Origin of the sequence: Rhizobium sp. BK377 (assembly GCF_014193935.1) — a bacterium.
GTDB lineage: Bacteria > Pseudomonadota > Alphaproteobacteria > Rhizobiales > Rhizobiaceae > Rhizobium.
Map to the genome: position 1 here is coordinate 1,113,586 of NZ_JACIAC010000001.1, position 16,836 is coordinate 1,130,421.

Sequence of the window (16,836 nt, forward strand, 5' to 3'; positions counted from 1 at the left end):
GTCCGCCCAGTTCGGACCGACAGTTAAATGGCGAAGCTTGCGCGAAGTTGGCTCAGAAGCCGGACTGAATGCGCGAGAAGACCAGATTGGTGAAGCTGGAAATCTGGGAGCCCACGAAGGGAGCGGAAATGCCGATCGTGACCAGGACGGCGACAATCTTCGGAACGAAAGTAAGCGTCGCTTCCTGTACCTGCGTCAGCGCCTGGATCAGCGCGATCACGAGACCGACGACCATTGCTGCAATGACCGCGGGACCCGCGGCAACGAGAACGGTCCAGATCGCAGCCTGGAACAGGTCGAGTGCATCAGCTTCATTCATCGTCAGGCAACCTCATATCGCCTTGAAAGCAGTCAGTCCGGCCTTAACCGGACTGGTATTTTTGGCATCATCCAAACGAACGAGCGCCAAGCCCCGTCGTCGCTTCAGGTATCATCCGAACCGGTATCATCGCCAGAAGCGTTGGTCGGGGCCGAATCGGAAAGCGAGATGCCGGCCTGGATGAGAATCTTACCGCCATTGTCGAGCGTTGCAATGAGGCCGTCGGAATAAACCTTGACGGATTCGACTGTGCCCTTGGTCTTGCCATCGGCGCTTTCCATGTACTTGCCGATATATCCGCTCGCCTGGGTCAGGCTGGAGCTCGTCAGCAGCGTGTCGAGCTTCGAGTTCGTCTGGATCGTCTGCTCGACCTGCGAGAAGCTAGCAAGCTGCGACATCTGCTCGCTGGCATCCATCGGATCGGTCGGATCCTGGTTCTTCATCTGCGCGACAAGCAACTGAAGGAAGTTGTCGTAGTTCAGCGTGGCCTTCTGCTGCGCAGTGTTGGACGAGCCATACGTGTTGCTGCCTCCACCTACGCTTTGAGGTGCGTCTACCGCCATGGTGCGATCTCCCTGCGAATCTGCTCGACCATAGTCGGAGGCAATTCGTGATTGTTGAGAATGCCGTCTTCGATCGCGTAGAGACCGCGGATCGCCTTCAGCGCGTCGAAGGCGCGGCCGGTCGAGACGAGTGCATCGATACGCTTCAGTTCGGCAAGGATTTCCTCGTTCTTGAAGCATGTGAGCAGCATCGTGATCGACTTCCGGAACATCGCCGTCGAATGTTCCTTGCCCTCTGGGTTGATGAGGATCATCTGGGCGATGAAATAGAGCTGGCGAAGCGGCGTTGTCGCGCCTTCCGGTTGCAGCACGTGGTTTTCGAGAAGGAACGTCACATCATTCAGGAATTCCAGTGCGACCTTACGGTCGACACGCAGGACAGCGCCGTTGATGAAGATTCTTTCTCCGGCCTTCAGAGAAATGCGAAGTGTACTTTTCATTTAAGTCCATCCCTGATGATGGTGGTAACGTCGATGATGCCCTGGTAATTATTCGACTGACGTTTTCTAATTCGGTCGCATTCCTTCAATATCCAGATTGCAATCGAGATGAGGTTCGCTCTGAGCTCGATCTCCAGCTGGTTGTCTGGATGCTTCAAGTCCTCGATAAAGCTGATCCACACCCTTCGCGTATAGAAGAGAGCTTCAATAGACTCGCGGCTGTACTTCTCTTTGTCGCGCGCCACCGAAAGCAGTTCTATCGAACGTTCGAGAACCTGCCATTCCCGCTCTTTCGCGTCGGCAACCGAGTCTTGCATGACCTCGGCATAAGAGAACTGATACATTCATGCATCCTTCTTTATATAGCGCGCCTTTGCTCATCAAAGGTAGTTCACGAGACTCAACTGCTGGATCTTCGAGACGATTGTGTAGGCTGTTTCCAGCTGGGTTTCCAAAGTCTTGACAAGGGTCGAGGCCTCATAGGGATCGACGCCCTGGATATCGACGAGCTTGGTCTGCATGATGTTCGACTGAGCGTCGAGAGCGTCATTCGCCTTCTCGACACGTTCCTGCGACAGACCGAGCTGGCTCGCCTGAGTAACGATACCGGTGGTCGCGCGGGTCGTATAGGTGATCGCCTTGGAGGAGACCGCACTCATCGCGTCGGTGCTGAGGCTCTGGCCCATCAGCGCAGAGGTCATTACCGTCGCCAGAGCAAAGTAACGCATGCCCTCGGAATTGGCGCTGGTCGAGGACTCGACGACTTCCGAATTGCTGATACGGCTCGTCATGTTCTGACTGGACGCCTTGGACCAACCGGTGGTCGGATCCGTCCAGGCCGCTTCGCTGAACATCGGCTCTACCTTGGTCTCGATGAAGGTCTTCATCTCGTCGCCGGTGAGCTGGTTGACCGGCTTGGGTGTCGGCAGGCCTGCCGCATAAGTGGTCAGAGCTGTGACGATCGCCGCCGAAGTCGCAGCGGTTTTGTCGGTGAGCGGCTGGATGTCGGTGTTTATGCCGGCAAAAAGATATTCGCCATTCACCATCGAGTTCGATGTATCCATCATCGTGGAAAGCGCACTCGTGGCCGACTGGATGGCGACCGTGATGCTGCCCGGATCGTGGCTGCTCTGAAGCGCGGTCAGCTTGGACAGGAAGCCGTCGCCCGCCTTCTTCATTTTATCGAGCCCGGTTTGAGCCGATTCCATACGGGCGTCGACGAGAGCATTGCTCAGCTTGATCGACTTGATGCGGTCCACTTCGCGCGTGAAGTCGATGCTTTTGGCCGCGTAACCGCCAAGCGATACACCTATATCGGCGTAGGTGCCGGTGGTCGCTTCCATCGTCGCCTTCGACATCTGGTTCTGCGCCTGACGGATCGTCAACCGCATGGCATTTTGGATGGCCGAACTTGAAATAAATGAGCTCTTCATGGCTTAACTCGCAATATCCAGCAATGCTTTCAACATCTCGTCAACAGCGTTCAATATCTTGGTCGCCGCCTTGTAGGACTGTTCGATATCGAGAAGCAGCGTCAGTTCCTCATCGAGGTTGACGCCGGTTTCGTTGGAATAAGCTTCATCGGTTCGGGCTGCGGCAGCCTGGGTGTTTTCCGCTGCCGTGGTTGCATCGCTTCGGCGCTGCTCGAGCCAGCCGATGGAGTTGGTGGCAAAGGTCAGGATGCTGACATTCGAGTCGAGGCCAGTCGACGGATCAAATGGAATGCCGGAATCCATCGCCGTATAGAGGCGGTCGAGTTCCGCGGTATAGCCGCTCGACCCCCCCGGGTTCGCAGGCGTGCTGGACGCATTGATGTTGCCGTCACGCAGCCGCGTCGGATCGCCGCCCTTGGAGGTGACGACGCGATCATTGATCGCAATCGTTCCCGCAATGCCGTCGATGACGACGCCGGCCGGCGGAACCCCGCCTGCAGTGCCGTTCGCCTGTGTCCAGACGAAGAGGCCGGGATTGCCGTCTTCCTGGTAGAGATTGACAAGACCGCGGGCGACTTCGTCGAGCTGGCTCTGGAAGGTCGGTGCGATGTCGTCACGGATCTGCAGAAGCGAGGCCAGGCTGCCCTGTGCGTTTGTCGACGCACCCGAACCCATGTTGACGGCGACGCCGTCGATATAGACCTTATTGCCGACAGTGGTCGCCGCATAGGACTGCGTCGGCTCGAAACTCACGGTCCGCGGAATCGTTTCGAACAGTGTCGTGCCGTCGGCTGTGTAGAGCACCATGTCGTTGTTGGCGCGTGTCGTTGTGGATACGCCAACAATCTGATTAATCTGCTTGAGAACCTTTTCGCGCTCATCGAGAGCGCTCGACGGATCCTCGTTGCTTGATGTCGCCTTCTTGACGGCATTGTTTGCCGTTTCGAACTGCTTCAGCAGGCTATTCAGCGAGTCGACCTGATTCTTGATCTGCTTGTCGGCATCGGCACGCTGCTGCTGCACCGCCTTGGAGGCATTGTTCAGCGAAGTTACGACGTCCTGCGCCGCTGTAATCGCCCCCTGGGCAGCAATCAGGTCCCCAGGTGTCGCGCGGAAGGTGCCGAGCTTGTCACGAAAGGCACGCAGCGCAGTTTCAGGCGACGTTTCATTCTCGTTGCCGCCCATGATCGACTTCAGATCTTCAAGGCCGCCCAGCAGGGTCTGCTGGGCGCTGTCCTGAGAGGACGCCTTGAGATATTGTTTCAGCAGCGCATCTTCCTGCGCGCGGCTGATCTTCACCACCTGGGCGCCGCCCAGCGAGGTGGTGAGCATCGCCTGCCGGCGCACATAGTCCTTGTTGCCGGCGTTCGAGATATTGTTCGATACGATGCTGCTCTGCGTGCCCGTATTGTTGAATATGCTCTGCGCGGTGTTAAGTGCTGAAGTGAGCGACATGGCTTACCCGTTACCCTGAATTAACGCTTGAGGTTGACGAGAACGTCCATGAGATCGGAACCCGTCTGGAACACCTTGGAATTGGCGGTGTAGCTGCGCTGGGATTCGATCATTTCGGTCAGTTCGCCGGCGAGGTCGACGTTCGAGCCTTCGAGGGCGCCCGACTGGATCTTGCCGAAGCCGCTGGTCTGCGGGAAACCGGTGACGGTTACGCCCGACTTGCCGTTGGCGGAGTAGACGTTGCCGGTCATCAGCGTCAGCAGGTCCGGGCTCGGCACATTGGCGAGCGGAATCTGGAAGACGGGCTTGGTGCTGCCGTCGTCATACTTGGAGTACACGATACCATCGGCATCGATCGTGATATCAACCGGCGAGTTTGCGCCCTGACCGTCGACGTTACCCGTACCCGAGAAATTATCGCCAACCTGGGAAAGGTCGAGGTTCATGTTGATGGTGAGGCCGGTAACCGGATCAGTGATCGTCGCGCCGGGCGGCGACAGCATCTGGCCCTTATCATCGAACGAGATCGTCTTCACAGAGACTGCTGCCGAGCTGTAGGGGAAAGAGCTCGTACCGGTCGTGGCTTTGTCAGCGTTACGAAATACGGCCATTTCCCACTGGGTTGCCGTACCGGCGGGCGATGCGGGGGGCACGGCGGCTGGGATCTTCGTATAGTAGATGTCATACATTACCTTGCTACCCAGCTTGTCATAGGTAACAATCGAGTACTTCTGGGTATTGCTGGTAGCGGCCGTGGGGGCTGCTGGCGGGGCCGGCAGGCTGCCGTTAGCGCTCGGCAGGGCATTCGGGTCCGTAACCACAGTTGCGCCTGGCTTCAGGTTGCCGGTCCAGGTGCCGTTCGCGGTCGGGACGGCTTGCAGCTTCTGGTCGCCGAGTACGTTGATCGGAACGAGGCCATCGAAACCGTTGACGACGACGGCCGGAGCCGAGGAGCCCCACGGATAACCCATGAGCGTGAAGCCGGCCGAGTTGACGAGGTTGCCGCTGTCGTCCTTGGTAAAGTCGCCGGCGCGGGTCAGGACGGGAACGCCATCACCGCCCTGGACGATGAAGAAGCCATCCCCCGAAATTGCCAGATCGTAACCTGAGGTCGTGTAGGAGATATCGCCCTGGTCGGAAACAGCCTGACGAACCGTCGTCGTCACGCCGCCAGAGTTGTAGTTACCGGAGCCTGATGGCAGGACCAGCGACGAGAACGCTGTCGAGACAGCCTTATAACCTGTCGTGTTCACGTTGGCGATGTTATCGGAGACGGTGCTGAGGCGGTTTGCCTGTGCGTTCATCCCCGATACTGCCGTCTTCATGCTGCCGAAAATGCTCATCTGAAAACCTCGTTTTACCTGTTAGGTGCAACAGTATTTGGCGGGCCTTGCGTGAAGCTGTCTGTTGTGCCGGGTCGCCGACCGAAATATTCCGGCTTTCCCGAGCAGCGTGGCCGGCGCCAGAAAATCAATTCCAATCAATGCAATAGCCAAGGAATCGCTTGGAATCGACCGGATCGACACCTAGCTTCTTGCGCAGCTTCTTGCGCAGCTTGGAAATGTGGCTTTCGACGACGTTTTCTTCGACTTCCTCATCGAAAATGCCGTAGATCGCATTGAAGATCTGAGTCTTGGTGACGCGGCGGCCGCGATTGGCGATCAGATATTCGAGGATGCGGCGCTCGCGGCGCGGCAAGGCGAAGGTTTCGCCGTTGATTTCCGGATCGCGCCCGTCGGAGAAGACGCGGATGGCGCCGATGTCGGTGTAGTTTGCGATCGCCTTCAGGCGGCGACGGATTGCAGCGGCGCGCGCGAGAATCTCACGCGGATGCACCGGTTTGCGCACAACGTCGTCGACACCGCAGTCGAAAAGAGCAAGTGTATTTTCGAGCGATGGCTGGTCGCTGACCGCGATCACGGGCGCCATTGAGCGATCTCTGATCGCGCGCGGCAATTCCATGGTGCGCTGTCCTTGGCCGATCAGAAATGCCTCGACGGCAGCGATATCAGAATCAGCTGCGGTCTGCACCCATTCGCCGAATTCATTGGGATCAAAACCGGTTGAGGGAATGCCCTCACGGCCAAAGAGAGAAGTGTATCCATCCTTCACGAGCTCACGCTCATCAACCACTACGATCATTCGTCCGCCTCCGAATCAGTGTGGCACATCGATGATCTATGGGTACGAATCGCGCGAATCAGCGGCAACTCGTGAAAGTTAATGGCGGAAATTAATAATTGATTAAGAATTGGGTGCCGATTTGATCTATATATAGTAGGTCATGGTCGTTATGCACACAAAAATTTCGTGGAAAAGTTAACACCCTCTTAATTATGACTTGCAGGTAGGATTTGTGCCGAATTCCTGCCACACTCTGACACAGTTTGGTCATAGTCCGACGATTCAATTATTAATTGAATTAATTTGCGCAGAAATTACTCGCATTGGGAGTCCACTTACCGTAGCCGGTGGCGACCAGATTTGCGATGACGCGGCAGACATATTGCTTCTGCGCCGGATTATTATTCGGACCTGCGTGGTATCGAGCTACCGCCATTGTCCATGTTTCGTGACGGTCGTGCAGGTTGCGCAAGAACTTGGCAGCATACTCCACGTTGCGGTGAGGGTCGAACATTTCTTCCACGGAGCTGAAATTCTCCCCATGGAAGTAGTGGTTGATCTGCATACATCCGATATCGATGAGCTTCGCGCCGCCTCTGCTGGAGGCGTCGAATTGCTGTAATGCGGCCTGCTCGGAGGCTGGGAACAGGGCCTTCCCCTCGACGTTCATCGCGTAAGGATAGAGCGATCCCTTGCGCCCGGTTTCCGTCAACCCGACCGAATAGAGAATTCCCTCCGGAATCCCGTATTTGGCCGCAGCAGACTGAATCTCGCGCTCGCAGGCGCCGGTAGAGGCGGTTGCGCTAGAGGTAAACGCTGCCAGAGCGGCTGCCGCCAGCGTCGACAGAAGCAGAAGCGTTCTCAACACCGTTCCCGCCCGCACCATTGAAGCCTCCATCCGTCTGTCGCACTGTCTGGTTCTGGCGCTCGCGCGCCTCGCCGCCCTGGCCTTGCTGGGCGAGCGACTGTTGCTGCTGCTGAGAAGTCTGTCCCTGGCTGTTTGCCTGGTTGCCGGCATCGGACCGATCCACGGGGGCCATGCTGATGGTCACGTTATCTACCGCATAACCCTGGCTGCGCAGCGCCTCGAGAATCTTGCCGTGGTCTTCCTTGAGCTGGCGATAGGCTGCGCCGGTCTCGACCTTGAGATCAACGTTCAGCGTATCGCCTGACAGCCGCATCGTCGCCGTGACGAGGCCAAGATCGATCGGGCTCATCTGGATCTTGAGGGTGTTCACCACCTTGCCGGTGCTCGTCCATTCAGCGGCGTTCGACAGAGCAGAGCTCGGCTGCATAGCCTGCGCCCATTCCTTGTCACCCGACAGCGCTGCTGTCACGTTTGCGGAATTCGGGTTCTGAACCAGGCCGAGATAACGGCGCGATTCCAGAACGGAAACATTTTCGACACTCGACTTTGCCGACTTCTCGCCGGGTTGCTCGGTACCGATATGCATATCCATCGACTGGCCACGGCCATCGGCGCGGCTGATCCTGAACGTCCTGCCTTCGACGCCTTCGGCATTCTCCGTTCCCGGCGCACGCGCGTCATTGCCATGCGGCGCGACGGCTGCCAATGCATCCGACACGTGCACATCGGCTTTTGCGCCATGTACGCCCCCGGTTTGCGCGTCCTTCTTTCCGGCCGGCACGTCATCGGTCTTCGCCGCTACCTGATGTGCGGATGCCTGGAGGATAGCCGCGGCATCACCGGGTTCCTTCTTCAAAAGACCAAGCACATCAGTGATATCGCCTTCGCTGGCTGCTGTATCTGTGCCTGTATCGATGCCGCTATCAAGCTCATTGGTTTTGGTATGTTTGGCAGGTTTAACCACTGCTTGCGTAGAGGCCTCGGCTGCCTGATCCTTGGCGCCCGGCTTGCCCGACCCGAGCACACTCGCGTTCTTGCCCTGGTCCTTTTCGGACTTCAAAAGTATCTCGACGCTTGCAATAGTTTCGGACTGTACGTCCACCTGTCCCTTGAGCGAGGCGTCGTTCAGGTCGATCAGCGGCTTCGGGTTGCGGCCACGCAGATTGCGCCCCACGGTCTCCGCGCTGTCGTTGACGTCCTGATGGTCGGACGTATCGACGGTATCCGCATCCTGATCGCTATTGCTGGCCTTGGAGAGCACATCCGAGAAGCCGCCGTTCTGATCCGCAGCCTCGCCCTTACCGGCTCCCCGACCAGACCTTACGGACGCAGACGCATCCGTGCCGGGCGCTCCGCCCGAGACGCTGATATCCATCATCATCTTATTTGCCTTCTTGGGCCAGGAGACCGTCGATTTCGTCGAGCTTGGATCGATTGGTCGTCACGAAAGAGGTGAATGAAGGATCGACATCCTGGCCTCCCGTGCCAGCAGAAGCCGTGCCTTCGACAACAGGTTCCGGGGCAGCGGCCGGCGCTCCTCGCGGTTGCGCAGCCGTGGCGGCTGCAGCCTGTTCAGAAGTAATTTCTTGATTAGTATAATTAGGGGACGAGCCTTGTGTCAGGCTTGCCGGGTCCGGAGCCCGCAATATCTGCTCGGCAACGGATCTTGCGGCGGCTTGCAGCGCCTGGTCCTGTGGCGAGAGAGACGCTCCGGAGATATTGGCGATATATTTGGCAGCCTGATCGATATCGTCGGTGGGGACGTTCGCCATGCCCTTATAGAAATCGGCAAGCGGTCCGAAAGGGTTATCCGTCCCCTCGCCCAGCGATTGAACGCGCTGGGCGGCCATACGGGCGAGTCGCGGCTTTCCGGCGATCGCGGCAGCGCGTGCGACACGCAGATAGACCTCGCGCTGGCGCGGCGCGTCCATGAAAGAAAGGATATCGACGACGGTCTGCGGGCTGACATCGTGATCGTGGCTGACAATCAGCTTCACGAAGAGATCGGCAAACTGGCTGGCATAGGGCGAATGCAGAAAGCGGCGGACATAGCGTTGTGAATAGGCGAGGCCCTTGTCGACCTGCCCGGTTTCGACGCAGATGGCGACCGAGCGGCGTAGCGCCGCCTCCTCCACAATCGTGCCAGGTGCATTGAGCCGCGCCTTGTCATATAGCGAAAGGGCATCCATTGGCCTCGTGGCGATCAGCACGTTGCCACCGATCAGCGCCAGATAAGGGCCGATTTTCTTGCCGTCATATTCCTTGGCGGTTTCTTCCAGTGTCCTCGAGACGAGCAAGCCTTTGCCACCAAGGTATTTCCGCAGCACGTCGGTGACGCGATTATCGAAATAACCATTGACGTCATGATTGACGAGATATTCGAGCGTTTGAGGATTGCCGCCGCTCATCACGTAGATCAGTGCAGCATCGACATTGCGGTCGTCATCGTAAACCGACGGATCGACGTTGCGCAGGCGCTGATCGATCTTGCCAAGCATGAAACGCTGCATTTCTCCGGCGGAATGATCGCCTGTTACAACCGAGTCCTGAACGAACTGCAGGGAGCGCAGCATCTTGTAGGGCGCGATATCGTCCGCATCCGCTGCATGACCGACGGCGGGCGATATCATCGCCACGCCGAAGACCGCATATCTGAAATAGCGATGCGTCCTGCGCGTCATAAGACTATCCTTGATCTGCCTGCACGAGGATCTCGATCCGGCGGTTCGACGCGTTATAGGGGTCCTCGGGAAGCCTTAGGCGACGGTCGGCGAAGCCGGAGACCTGGGAAATGCGCTTCTCATCGAGGCCGCCGCGAACGAGCATGTAATAAGCGCTCTGGGCGCGGTCCATCGACAATCGCCAGTTCTCGTTGAGATCGCCCTTGAACTGCCGTCCGTCCGTATGGCCGCGGATGGCGACGGCCCCGCCCCTCTGTTTCAGGATCGCGCCGATCTTCTGCATAGCAAGGACCATTTCCTGACGCGGCACTGCAGAACCAACATTGAACATGGAGTCGTCGTTCTGGTCGGAAATGCTCACCAGCAGGCCGCCCTCGGACGCTGTCACCGTCAGGCCCTCGGCGAGCTTGCCGGCGACACCGGCGATCTGCTGTGCAATCTCCTGCTGCAGTTCATCGGCCCGCTGCTTCTCTTCGGCCTGCATGGCCTCTTCGGTTTTGTCGGCGTCCTTGGTCTTGTCAGCCTGCCTGTCCTTCGTTTTATCCGGCTTCTTGTCTGCCTGTTTCTCTGTCGAAGCAGCGACGGCAGCGCTGTTGGGGTCCTTGCTCAGCAGAGTAGGAGGCTGGACGTTTTCGGCCTTGGCGAGCTCATTCGGCTCGGCCTTCGAATCGAGCGGCGAAGGCTGCTGCGGCTTTCCGGCGGTGGTGACTTCGACCTGCTTGGTCCAGAAATCCGGGTCGAACGGATCGCGATAGGCTTCGCCCCCATCGGCGCCGGTCGCCGGGCCTGAATCTGCGGCACCTCCATCACCCTTGGCGCTGACATTTGCCTGCTGGCCGACTTCCTGAGCGATCTCGGCGAGAACCGAATAAGGGTTTTCGAAGAAATCGGCTTCAGAATAATTGGTCTTGTCGCCGGAGGTCGAGGTCTGGTCTTCGCCATCGGCGGCAGACTTGCCCTGGTTAGGGTTCTCTTCTTTGTTCTTCGACTTTTCCTGCTTCTGCTCGCCCTCGGCCTGGTCGACCGGCTTTTTCAAACCCTTTTCGGTAGGCTTCTCATCGGAGAGCTTGATCGGGTTGAAATAGGTCGCGATCGAGGCCTTGGTTTCCTCGTTGGCAGCGTTGACCAGCCACATGACAAGGAAGAATGCCATCATCGCCGTCATAAAGTCGGCATAGGCAATTTTCCACGCACCGCCATGGGCGCCATCGTGATCTCCGCCGCCATGCTTCTTGACGATGATAATCTCGTTCTTGCCGTGGTGGTGGTTTTCCCCGTCGCTCATTCGGAAACCTTCTTCAAGCTGGCCGCCCAGGCGGAAATGCGGGTCACGAGTACGGTTTCGCCAATCTCGGCAGCAAGATCGACGTCATCGGCCTCATGATGGCGAACCAATGCAGCATGCTCTCCAAGTTCGTCCTTGAGGATGTCGAAAAGCTTGGCCGGACCACGCACGATGATTGGCGCTGCGGCGCCTTCAAGGACCGCCTCCCGCAGCAAGGCGGCGAGGTTTTCGGCGGCTTTTTTGGCGAGGGCTTCGGTCATGATCGGCGCGATGGCCGTCGCGGTCACTTCGCTGACGAGCGCAGCAATCTCTTCTGCCATGTCGCGAATCCGCGAAGCGATGACAGCGGCCGCCTCGATCTCGTATCGGAGTTTCAGTTCCTCGATCTCCCGAATGTGCGCTTCGGCCACGGCCTGGGCTTCACGTTCGTATTTTTCGGTCAGCTCAGCGGTCGCGGCGGCGAAGCCTTCGGAATGGGCCTCGCGTCGTTCTGCCTCGACGTCGATCTCAGGCTCTTTCGGCAATTCGGCGAAAGCAGAGGCGGTTTCGACGGCAAAATCATCCACATCGATGATCGGTTCCGAGGGACTCGGCGCACCGAAATCCTTCAAATACCGGGAAAGCATAATGCTCATGAAAATCCGTCCAGTATTCGGGAAGCACGCGGCATGCCCCCTCTTGAAAAATGACCGTCGTCCTTGCCGGCATGCCGTTCCCGGTCCGGGAGAGGCTCGGAGCCTTTCGCCGGCATTGGAAGCTGCCTTCATGCCGGAAACTAGAAACTCAAACTTGCGCGAGGATGAATGGTGCCGCCCCGTGCCGATCACTACTCGAGCAGGATGAGAATTTTGCTAGCGGCCGTATTGAGGATGGAAATCGCTTCTACGGCCATCTGCTTCTGGGTTTCGATAGCCTTCTGGCGGATCGATGCCTCGTCCATATCGGTGTCGACGAGGGCGCCGACGCTCTTTTTGACACCGTCGGACAGATCTGCGGTATAGTCGATCTGATCGTCGATGCGAGCCTTCATGATGCCGATCCCTGCTGCCGAATTCGTAAGCTGCTTGAGCATGGCGTCCGTGGCCGTCACCATATCCGTGATCTGCGAGTCGGTGGTCGACTTACCGATGGAGATTTCCGTGCCGGTCGCCGGCGTCCCGGAGTTTGCATTCAGCAGATAGTAATTGCGGACTGGCGTGCCGTCAGGATTGCCGTTGACATCCTTGGTAAACAGGCCGCCGCCAGCGTTATTTTTGTCGATCAGAATGGTTTGGGACGACGGGAACTCAATGGTCTGCGCCTGATACTCGCCTGTCGGAGCACGTACGAAGCTGCCGATGATCTTCCACTGCGGAGGTGCCACGGGCTCGCCGTTCAACAGCCAGTTTTCACCAGCAAAAGACGTTCCTTCGACCATCGTCTGGAGTTGGTTCTTATATTCGGTGATTTCTGCGTTGACCTTGTCCTTATCGACACCCGGCTCACGCGCAGCAACGAGCTTAGCTCTAATGTCGCCCAGAAGATCGATGGCCGAATTCATCGTCGTATAGGTCGAATCAACCTTTGCGGCACCGAGGCCAAGGGCATCGCCAATGGTGCCCAGATTGGTACTGTCGGCGCGCATGACGCTGGCGATCGACCAATAGGTCGCATCGTCGGCCGCAGTCGCAACCCGCTTCGCCGTGGAAACCTGCTGCTGTACGTCGTTTGATTCTTTATTGATGCTGCGCAGCACTGCAAGCGCACTCACCGCGGCCGCGTTGGTAATCTTTACGGTCATCGACATGGTCTCGGAAAGGTGAAGGGATCAGGCCGGTTTTGCCGGCAGCGACTGAAGTGGCTTCATGCCCCCGGCGGGTTTCCCACACCGGTGTGTCGCAAAACAAATCAACTCCCGGCAACGTTAACCCGATATCAACCAGTTTCGCAAGGGCGGAAACGGGAAACGAAACAACCCTGCCGGCATCTGCACAAGCCCTTGAAATAAAATAGAAACCGCGCCGGAATGGCGCGGTTTCCAGACTGCCGCAAATCGGCGGCACAAGGTTTGGTCCAGCTTCAACCGCCGGCTTAGCTGCGGAAGAGCGTTAGGACGTTCTGAGCGCTGGAGTTTGCAATCGAGAGCGACTGGATCGCCAGCTGTTGCTGCGTCTGCAACGCTGTGAGCCTGCTCGATTCCTCTTCCATGTCGGCATCCACAAGACGACCGACACCGGAGTCGATCGAGTCGCCGAGGGCCGCGACGAAGTTTTCCTGCAGTTCAATACGGTTGGAGATGGAGCCAAGCTGGGAAGCTGCCTTCGTCATGGCCTCCAAGCCCGATTCGATAGCCGTGAGTGCCATAGCGATTTCCGTCTGACCAAAAGAAGTGATGTTCATGGTGTAGATCGAGCCGATCGTGCCGTTGGAGGTGCCGATAATGCCGGTGCTCGAATCGATGGTGCCCGTCGTGGTCATGCCGAACAGGACGTTCCCATTGGAAGCCGCGTTCAGAACATAGTCGGTCGTCTTGACCGAGACGTTGCCGTTGCCGTCGCGGACGAAGGTGGAAACGACGCTCTTGGTCGTGTTGCCAGCAACCCAGTTTTCACCGGAGAAAGAAGCCGACTGGGAGATGCTCATGAGCTGAGCCTGGAGCTGGCTGATTTCTTCCTGGATCTTGGTTTTGTCGACACCCTTTTCGGTGGCCGCAACGATCTTGGACTTGATTTCGCTGACGACATCGATGGCATTGTCCATCGCCGTGTAGGCGGTGTCGACCTTTGCTGCGCCGAGGCCGAGAGCATCGGAGACTGCCGAAAGGGCCTTGTTGTCCGAACGCATGGTCGTTGCGATAGACCAATAAGCTGCGTTGTCTGCAGCTTTTTCAACGCGATAGCCGGAAGATACGCGGTTTTGAGTATCCTGAAGATTGTTGCTGATACCGCGGAGGGTCTGGAGGGCGGCCATAGCCGCGACGTTCGTCAAAATGCTTGTCATAAAATGATTGCCCCTTGCTGGCAGGCGTTAATAAAAGGGACATTCCGGAATAGCGCCCGGGAACGGCGATCAGCTTTCATGCCTGTTAACCCATTCTTAAATTTGGTTAACTCGCCGTCTCGTTGAGACGCAGATGACAGCAATATGGTTAATCAATCGTTAACGGAAATTAAAAAAGCCGCGCTCCATCGAAGCGCGGCTCGATTTCGATAGGACCCGCCGGTCGGCCGGCGGGCTATCTTTGGCGATCCTATCAGCCGCGGAAGAGCGACAGGATGTTCTGCGAAGAGGAGTTGGCGATCGAGAGCGACTGGATCGCGAGCTGCTGCTGCGTCTGCAGAGCGGACAGCTTGGAGGACTCTTCTTCCATGTTGGCGTCGACCAGGCGGCCGATACCGGAGTCGATCGAGTCGCTGAGGGCGTTGACGAAATCGTCCTGCATCGTGATGCGGGTGGTGATCGAACCAAGCTTTGCACCGGCAGAAGTCATGGCCTTCAGAGCGTTTTCAACGGTCGTCAGAGCCGTGCCAAGCTGACCCAGGGTCATGTTGGTGATGTCGAGGCCGTAGACCGAGCCGGTCGGGCCGTAGGACGTGCCGAGGATACCCGTGGACGTCTCGACCTGACCACCGCTCATGCCGAACATAACGTTACCGGCCGAGCCGTTGTTCAGGACGTAGTCGGTCATCTTGACGGAAACGCCGTTGGAACCGTCGCGAACGAAGGAGGAGACAACGCTCTTGGTGCCGTTGGCGCCAGCAACCCAGTTCTCACCGGAGAAGGCCGCCGACTGGGCGATGCTTACCAGCTGGTCCTGCAGCTGGTCGATTTCTTCCTGAACCTTCGTCTTGTCGACACCGTTTTCGGTCGCAGCAACGATCTTTGCCTTGATTTCGCCTACGACGTCGATGGCGCTGTCCATGGCGGTGTAGGCAGTGTCAACCTTGGCGGCACCGAGGCCGAGAGCGTCGGAAACGGCCGAGAGAGCCTTGTTGTCCGAACGCATGGTCGTTGCGATCGACCAGTAGGCAGCGTTGTCGGCAGCCTTGCCGATGCGGTAGCCGGAGGAAACGTGATCCTGGGTCTTGTTGAGGCCCTGGTTGATGCCACGCAGCGTCTGGAGAGCGGCCATTGCAGCATTATTGGTGTTGATGCTTGTCATAGTTTGCTTGCCCCTTTTGGCAGATGTTAGGAAGGGACATTCCGGATTTGGGCCGGCCCACAGCGATCAGCATCATGCCTGTTAACCATTCTCGTTAAGGTTAACTCGCCGTTTCGATGGGCCTAGAAAACAGCAAGATGGTTAAAGAAAACTAAATTCGAGAACGAAATTTCGTAAAAATATCTGATACTTAGAAGGGTTTCCATTAACCTTATATTAAAGCATTCGAGGCCGGGGATTACCCGGCCTCGACGTTTTTGGCGATGTTGCTGGACCGCTCTTAGCGGAAGAGCGACAGGATGTTCTGCGAAGAGGAGTTGGCGATCGAGAGAGACTGGATCGCGAGCTGCTGCTGCGTCTGCAGAGCAGAGAGCCTGGAGGACTCTTCTTCCATGTTGGCGTCGACGAGGCGGCCGATACCGGAGTCGAGCGAGTCGGACAGAGCGGAAACGAAATCGTCCTGCATCGTGATGCGGGTCGAGATCGAGCCGAGCTTTGCACCGGCAGAGGTCATGGCCTTCAGGGCGTTTTCAACAGTGGTCAGAGCCGTTGCGAGCTGACCCTGGGTAAAGTTGGTGATGTCCATGCCGTAGACAGAACCGGTCGCGCCGTAGGACGTACCGAGGATACCGGTGGAGGTTTCGATCTGACCACCGCTCATGCCGAACAGAACGTTGCCGATTGAGGTGTTGTTCAGAACGTAGTCGGTCATCTTGACGGAAACGCCGTTCGAGCCATCGCGAACGAAGGAGGAGACAACGCTCTTCGTGGTGCCGTTGGCACCAGCAACCCAGTTTTCCCCAGAGAAGGAAGCCGACTGGGCGACGCTGACCAGCTGGTCCTGCAGCTGGTCGATTTCTTCCTGGACCTTCGCCTTGTCGACGCCGTTTTCGGTCGCGGCAACGAGCTTAGCCTTGATTTCGCCGACGACGTCGATGGCGCTGTCCATGGCGGTGTAGGCAGTGTCAACCTTGGCGGCACCCAAGCCGAGAGCGTCGGAAACAGCGCCGAGAGCCTTGTTGTCCGAACGCATGGTCGTCGCAATCGACCAGTAAGCAGCGTTGTCGGCAGCCTTGCCGACGCGGTAACCCGTGGAAACGTGGTTCTGCGTGCTGTTGAGGCCCTGGTTGACGTTGCGAAGCGTCTGGAGAGCGGCCTGGGCGGAAGAGTTCGTGTTAATGCTCGTCATAAGTGTGTCCCCTAGAAAACTAGATACAAAAAAGGAGGACATACCGGACTATAAATACCGGCGATGACGGACCAGCTTCATGCCACTCGGTGCCTTTGTTTCTTGGCCCAAACCCGTCATGTCCAGGGCAATCTCGCAGCCAATACTTGCCAACTTCTTAAAAGCGGGGCTCCCGGCCAGGCCGCTTCAAGTGCATGGTTAACGTTGCTTGAATCAGTCTTCGAAGTCGCAGCTTTCCCGGAGAGCGGGCATTCGGCTGCACCGGTTTCAAGCAAGCTTCGAATGCCAATGTGGCAGAAGCCGGGATAGTATCGTCGGGCAACCCGCATTCTGCGGGA

Annotated in this window: 17 protein-coding genes; all 17 read right to left on the reverse strand. The window is 57.7% G+C overall.

All coding sequences use genetic code 11. The features are described from left to right. Nucleotides 1-52 precede the first annotated feature (52 nt). The 17 genes from fliQ to FHT92_RS05590 all read right to left on the reverse strand — a co-directional run bounded on the left by fliQ (nucleotide 53) and on the right by FHT92_RS05590 (nucleotide 16,498). Nucleotides 53-319 (reverse strand): flagellar biosynthesis protein FliQ, encoded by a 267-nt coding sequence (gene fliQ / locus FHT92_RS05510; RefSeq protein ID WP_183823074.1) that lies wholly within the window; start codon nucleotides 317-319, stop codon nucleotides 53-55. 104 nt (nucleotides 320-423) lie between these two features. Continuing rightward, entirely contained in the window at nucleotides 424-882 is a 459-nt protein-coding gene (flgD, locus tag FHT92_RS05515; protein WP_183748985.1) for a flagellar hook assembly protein FlgD, read from the reverse strand. Next, nucleotides 873-1,322: a flagellar biosynthesis repressor FlbT gene (gene flbT, locus FHT92_RS05520; RefSeq protein WP_112541506.1), complete on the reverse strand. Its 450-nt coding sequence runs from the start codon at nucleotides 1,320-1,322 to the stop codon at nucleotides 873-875. The genes flgD and flbT overlap by 10 nt, the downstream gene beginning before the upstream one ends. Continuing rightward, nucleotides 1,319-1,666 (reverse strand): flagellar biosynthesis regulator FlaF, encoded by a 348-nt coding sequence (gene flaF / locus FHT92_RS05525; protein ID WP_183748984.1) that lies wholly within the window; start codon nucleotides 1,664-1,666, stop codon nucleotides 1,319-1,321. Before flaF ends, flbT begins: the two co-directional genes overlap by 4 nt. 36 nt (nucleotides 1,667-1,702) lie before the next feature. After that, on the reverse strand, nucleotides 1,703-2,755 hold the full coding sequence (locus tag FHT92_RS05530) for a flagellar hook-associated family protein (RefSeq protein ID WP_183748983.1): 1,053 nt from the start codon (nucleotides 2,753-2,755) through the stop codon (nucleotides 1,703-1,705). Between the two features lie 3 nt (nucleotides 2,756-2,758). After that, nucleotides 2,759-4,210: a flagellar hook-associated protein FlgK gene (gene flgK, locus FHT92_RS05535; protein WP_183748982.1), complete on the reverse strand. Its 1,452-nt coding sequence runs from the start codon at nucleotides 4,208-4,210 to the stop codon at nucleotides 2,759-2,761. 20 nt (nucleotides 4,211-4,230) lie between these two features. Continuing rightward, complete coding sequence (locus FHT92_RS05540) at nucleotides 4,231-5,553, reverse strand: flagellar hook protein FlgE (RefSeq protein WP_183748981.1); 1,323 nt, start codon at nucleotides 5,551-5,553, stop codon at nucleotides 4,231-4,233. Nucleotides 5,554-5,680: 127 nt separating this feature from the next. Continuing rightward, on the reverse strand, nucleotides 5,681-6,352 hold the full coding sequence (rem, locus tag FHT92_RS05545; RefSeq protein WP_183748980.1) for a transcriptional activator Rem: 672 nt from the start codon (nucleotides 6,350-6,352) through the stop codon (nucleotides 5,681-5,683). A 280-nt stretch (nucleotides 6,353-6,632) separates the two neighbouring features. Further along, complete coding sequence (locus FHT92_RS05550; RefSeq protein ID WP_409527132.1) at nucleotides 6,633-7,220, reverse strand: lytic transglycosylase domain-containing protein; 588 nt, start codon at nucleotides 7,218-7,220, stop codon at nucleotides 6,633-6,635. Then, entirely contained in the window at nucleotides 7,138-8,580 is a 1,443-nt protein-coding gene (locus tag FHT92_RS05555; protein ID WP_183823834.1) for a flagellar hook-length control protein FliK, read from the reverse strand. Before FHT92_RS05555 ends, FHT92_RS05550 begins: the two co-directional genes overlap by 83 nt. Before the next feature lie 4 nt (nucleotides 8,581-8,584). Further along, nucleotides 8,585-9,883 (reverse strand): chemotaxis protein MotC, encoded by a 1,299-nt coding sequence (gene motC, locus FHT92_RS05560; protein WP_183823076.1) that lies wholly within the window; start codon nucleotides 9,881-9,883, stop codon nucleotides 8,585-8,587. Nucleotides 9,884-9,887: 4 nt separating this feature from the next. Next, entirely contained in the window at nucleotides 9,888-11,168 is a 1,281-nt protein-coding gene (locus tag FHT92_RS05565) for a MotB family protein (protein WP_183823078.1), read from the reverse strand. Continuing rightward, nucleotides 11,165-11,803: a hypothetical protein gene (locus FHT92_RS05570; protein WP_183823080.1), complete on the reverse strand. Its 639-nt coding sequence runs from the start codon at nucleotides 11,801-11,803 to the stop codon at nucleotides 11,165-11,167. The genes FHT92_RS05565 and FHT92_RS05570 overlap by 4 nt, the downstream gene beginning before the upstream one ends. 191 nt (nucleotides 11,804-11,994) lie before the next feature. Further along, nucleotides 11,995-12,948, reverse strand: coding sequence for a flagellin (locus tag FHT92_RS05575; RefSeq protein WP_183748975.1), 954 nt, complete (start codon nucleotides 12,946-12,948; stop codon nucleotides 11,995-11,997). A gap of 290 nt (nucleotides 12,949-13,238) precedes the next feature. Next, nucleotides 13,239-14,147 (reverse strand): flagellin, encoded by a 909-nt coding sequence (locus tag FHT92_RS05580; protein ID WP_183748974.1) that lies wholly within the window; start codon nucleotides 14,145-14,147, stop codon nucleotides 13,239-13,241. A gap of 253 nt (nucleotides 14,148-14,400) precedes the next feature. Continuing rightward, nucleotides 14,401-15,309 carry a flagellin gene (locus tag FHT92_RS05585; protein ID WP_183823082.1) on the reverse strand — a complete coding sequence of 303 codons (909 nt, stop codon included), beginning with the start codon at nucleotides 15,307-15,309 and terminating at the stop codon, nucleotides 14,401-14,403. 280 nt (nucleotides 15,310-15,589) lie between these two features. Further along, the gene (locus FHT92_RS05590; RefSeq protein WP_183823083.1) at nucleotides 15,590-16,498 is read right to left on the reverse strand and encodes a flagellin; all 909 of its coding nucleotides are present in this window, start codon (nucleotides 16,496-16,498) and stop codon (nucleotides 15,590-15,592) included. Between the last annotated feature and the right edge of the window lie 338 nt (nucleotides 16,499-16,836).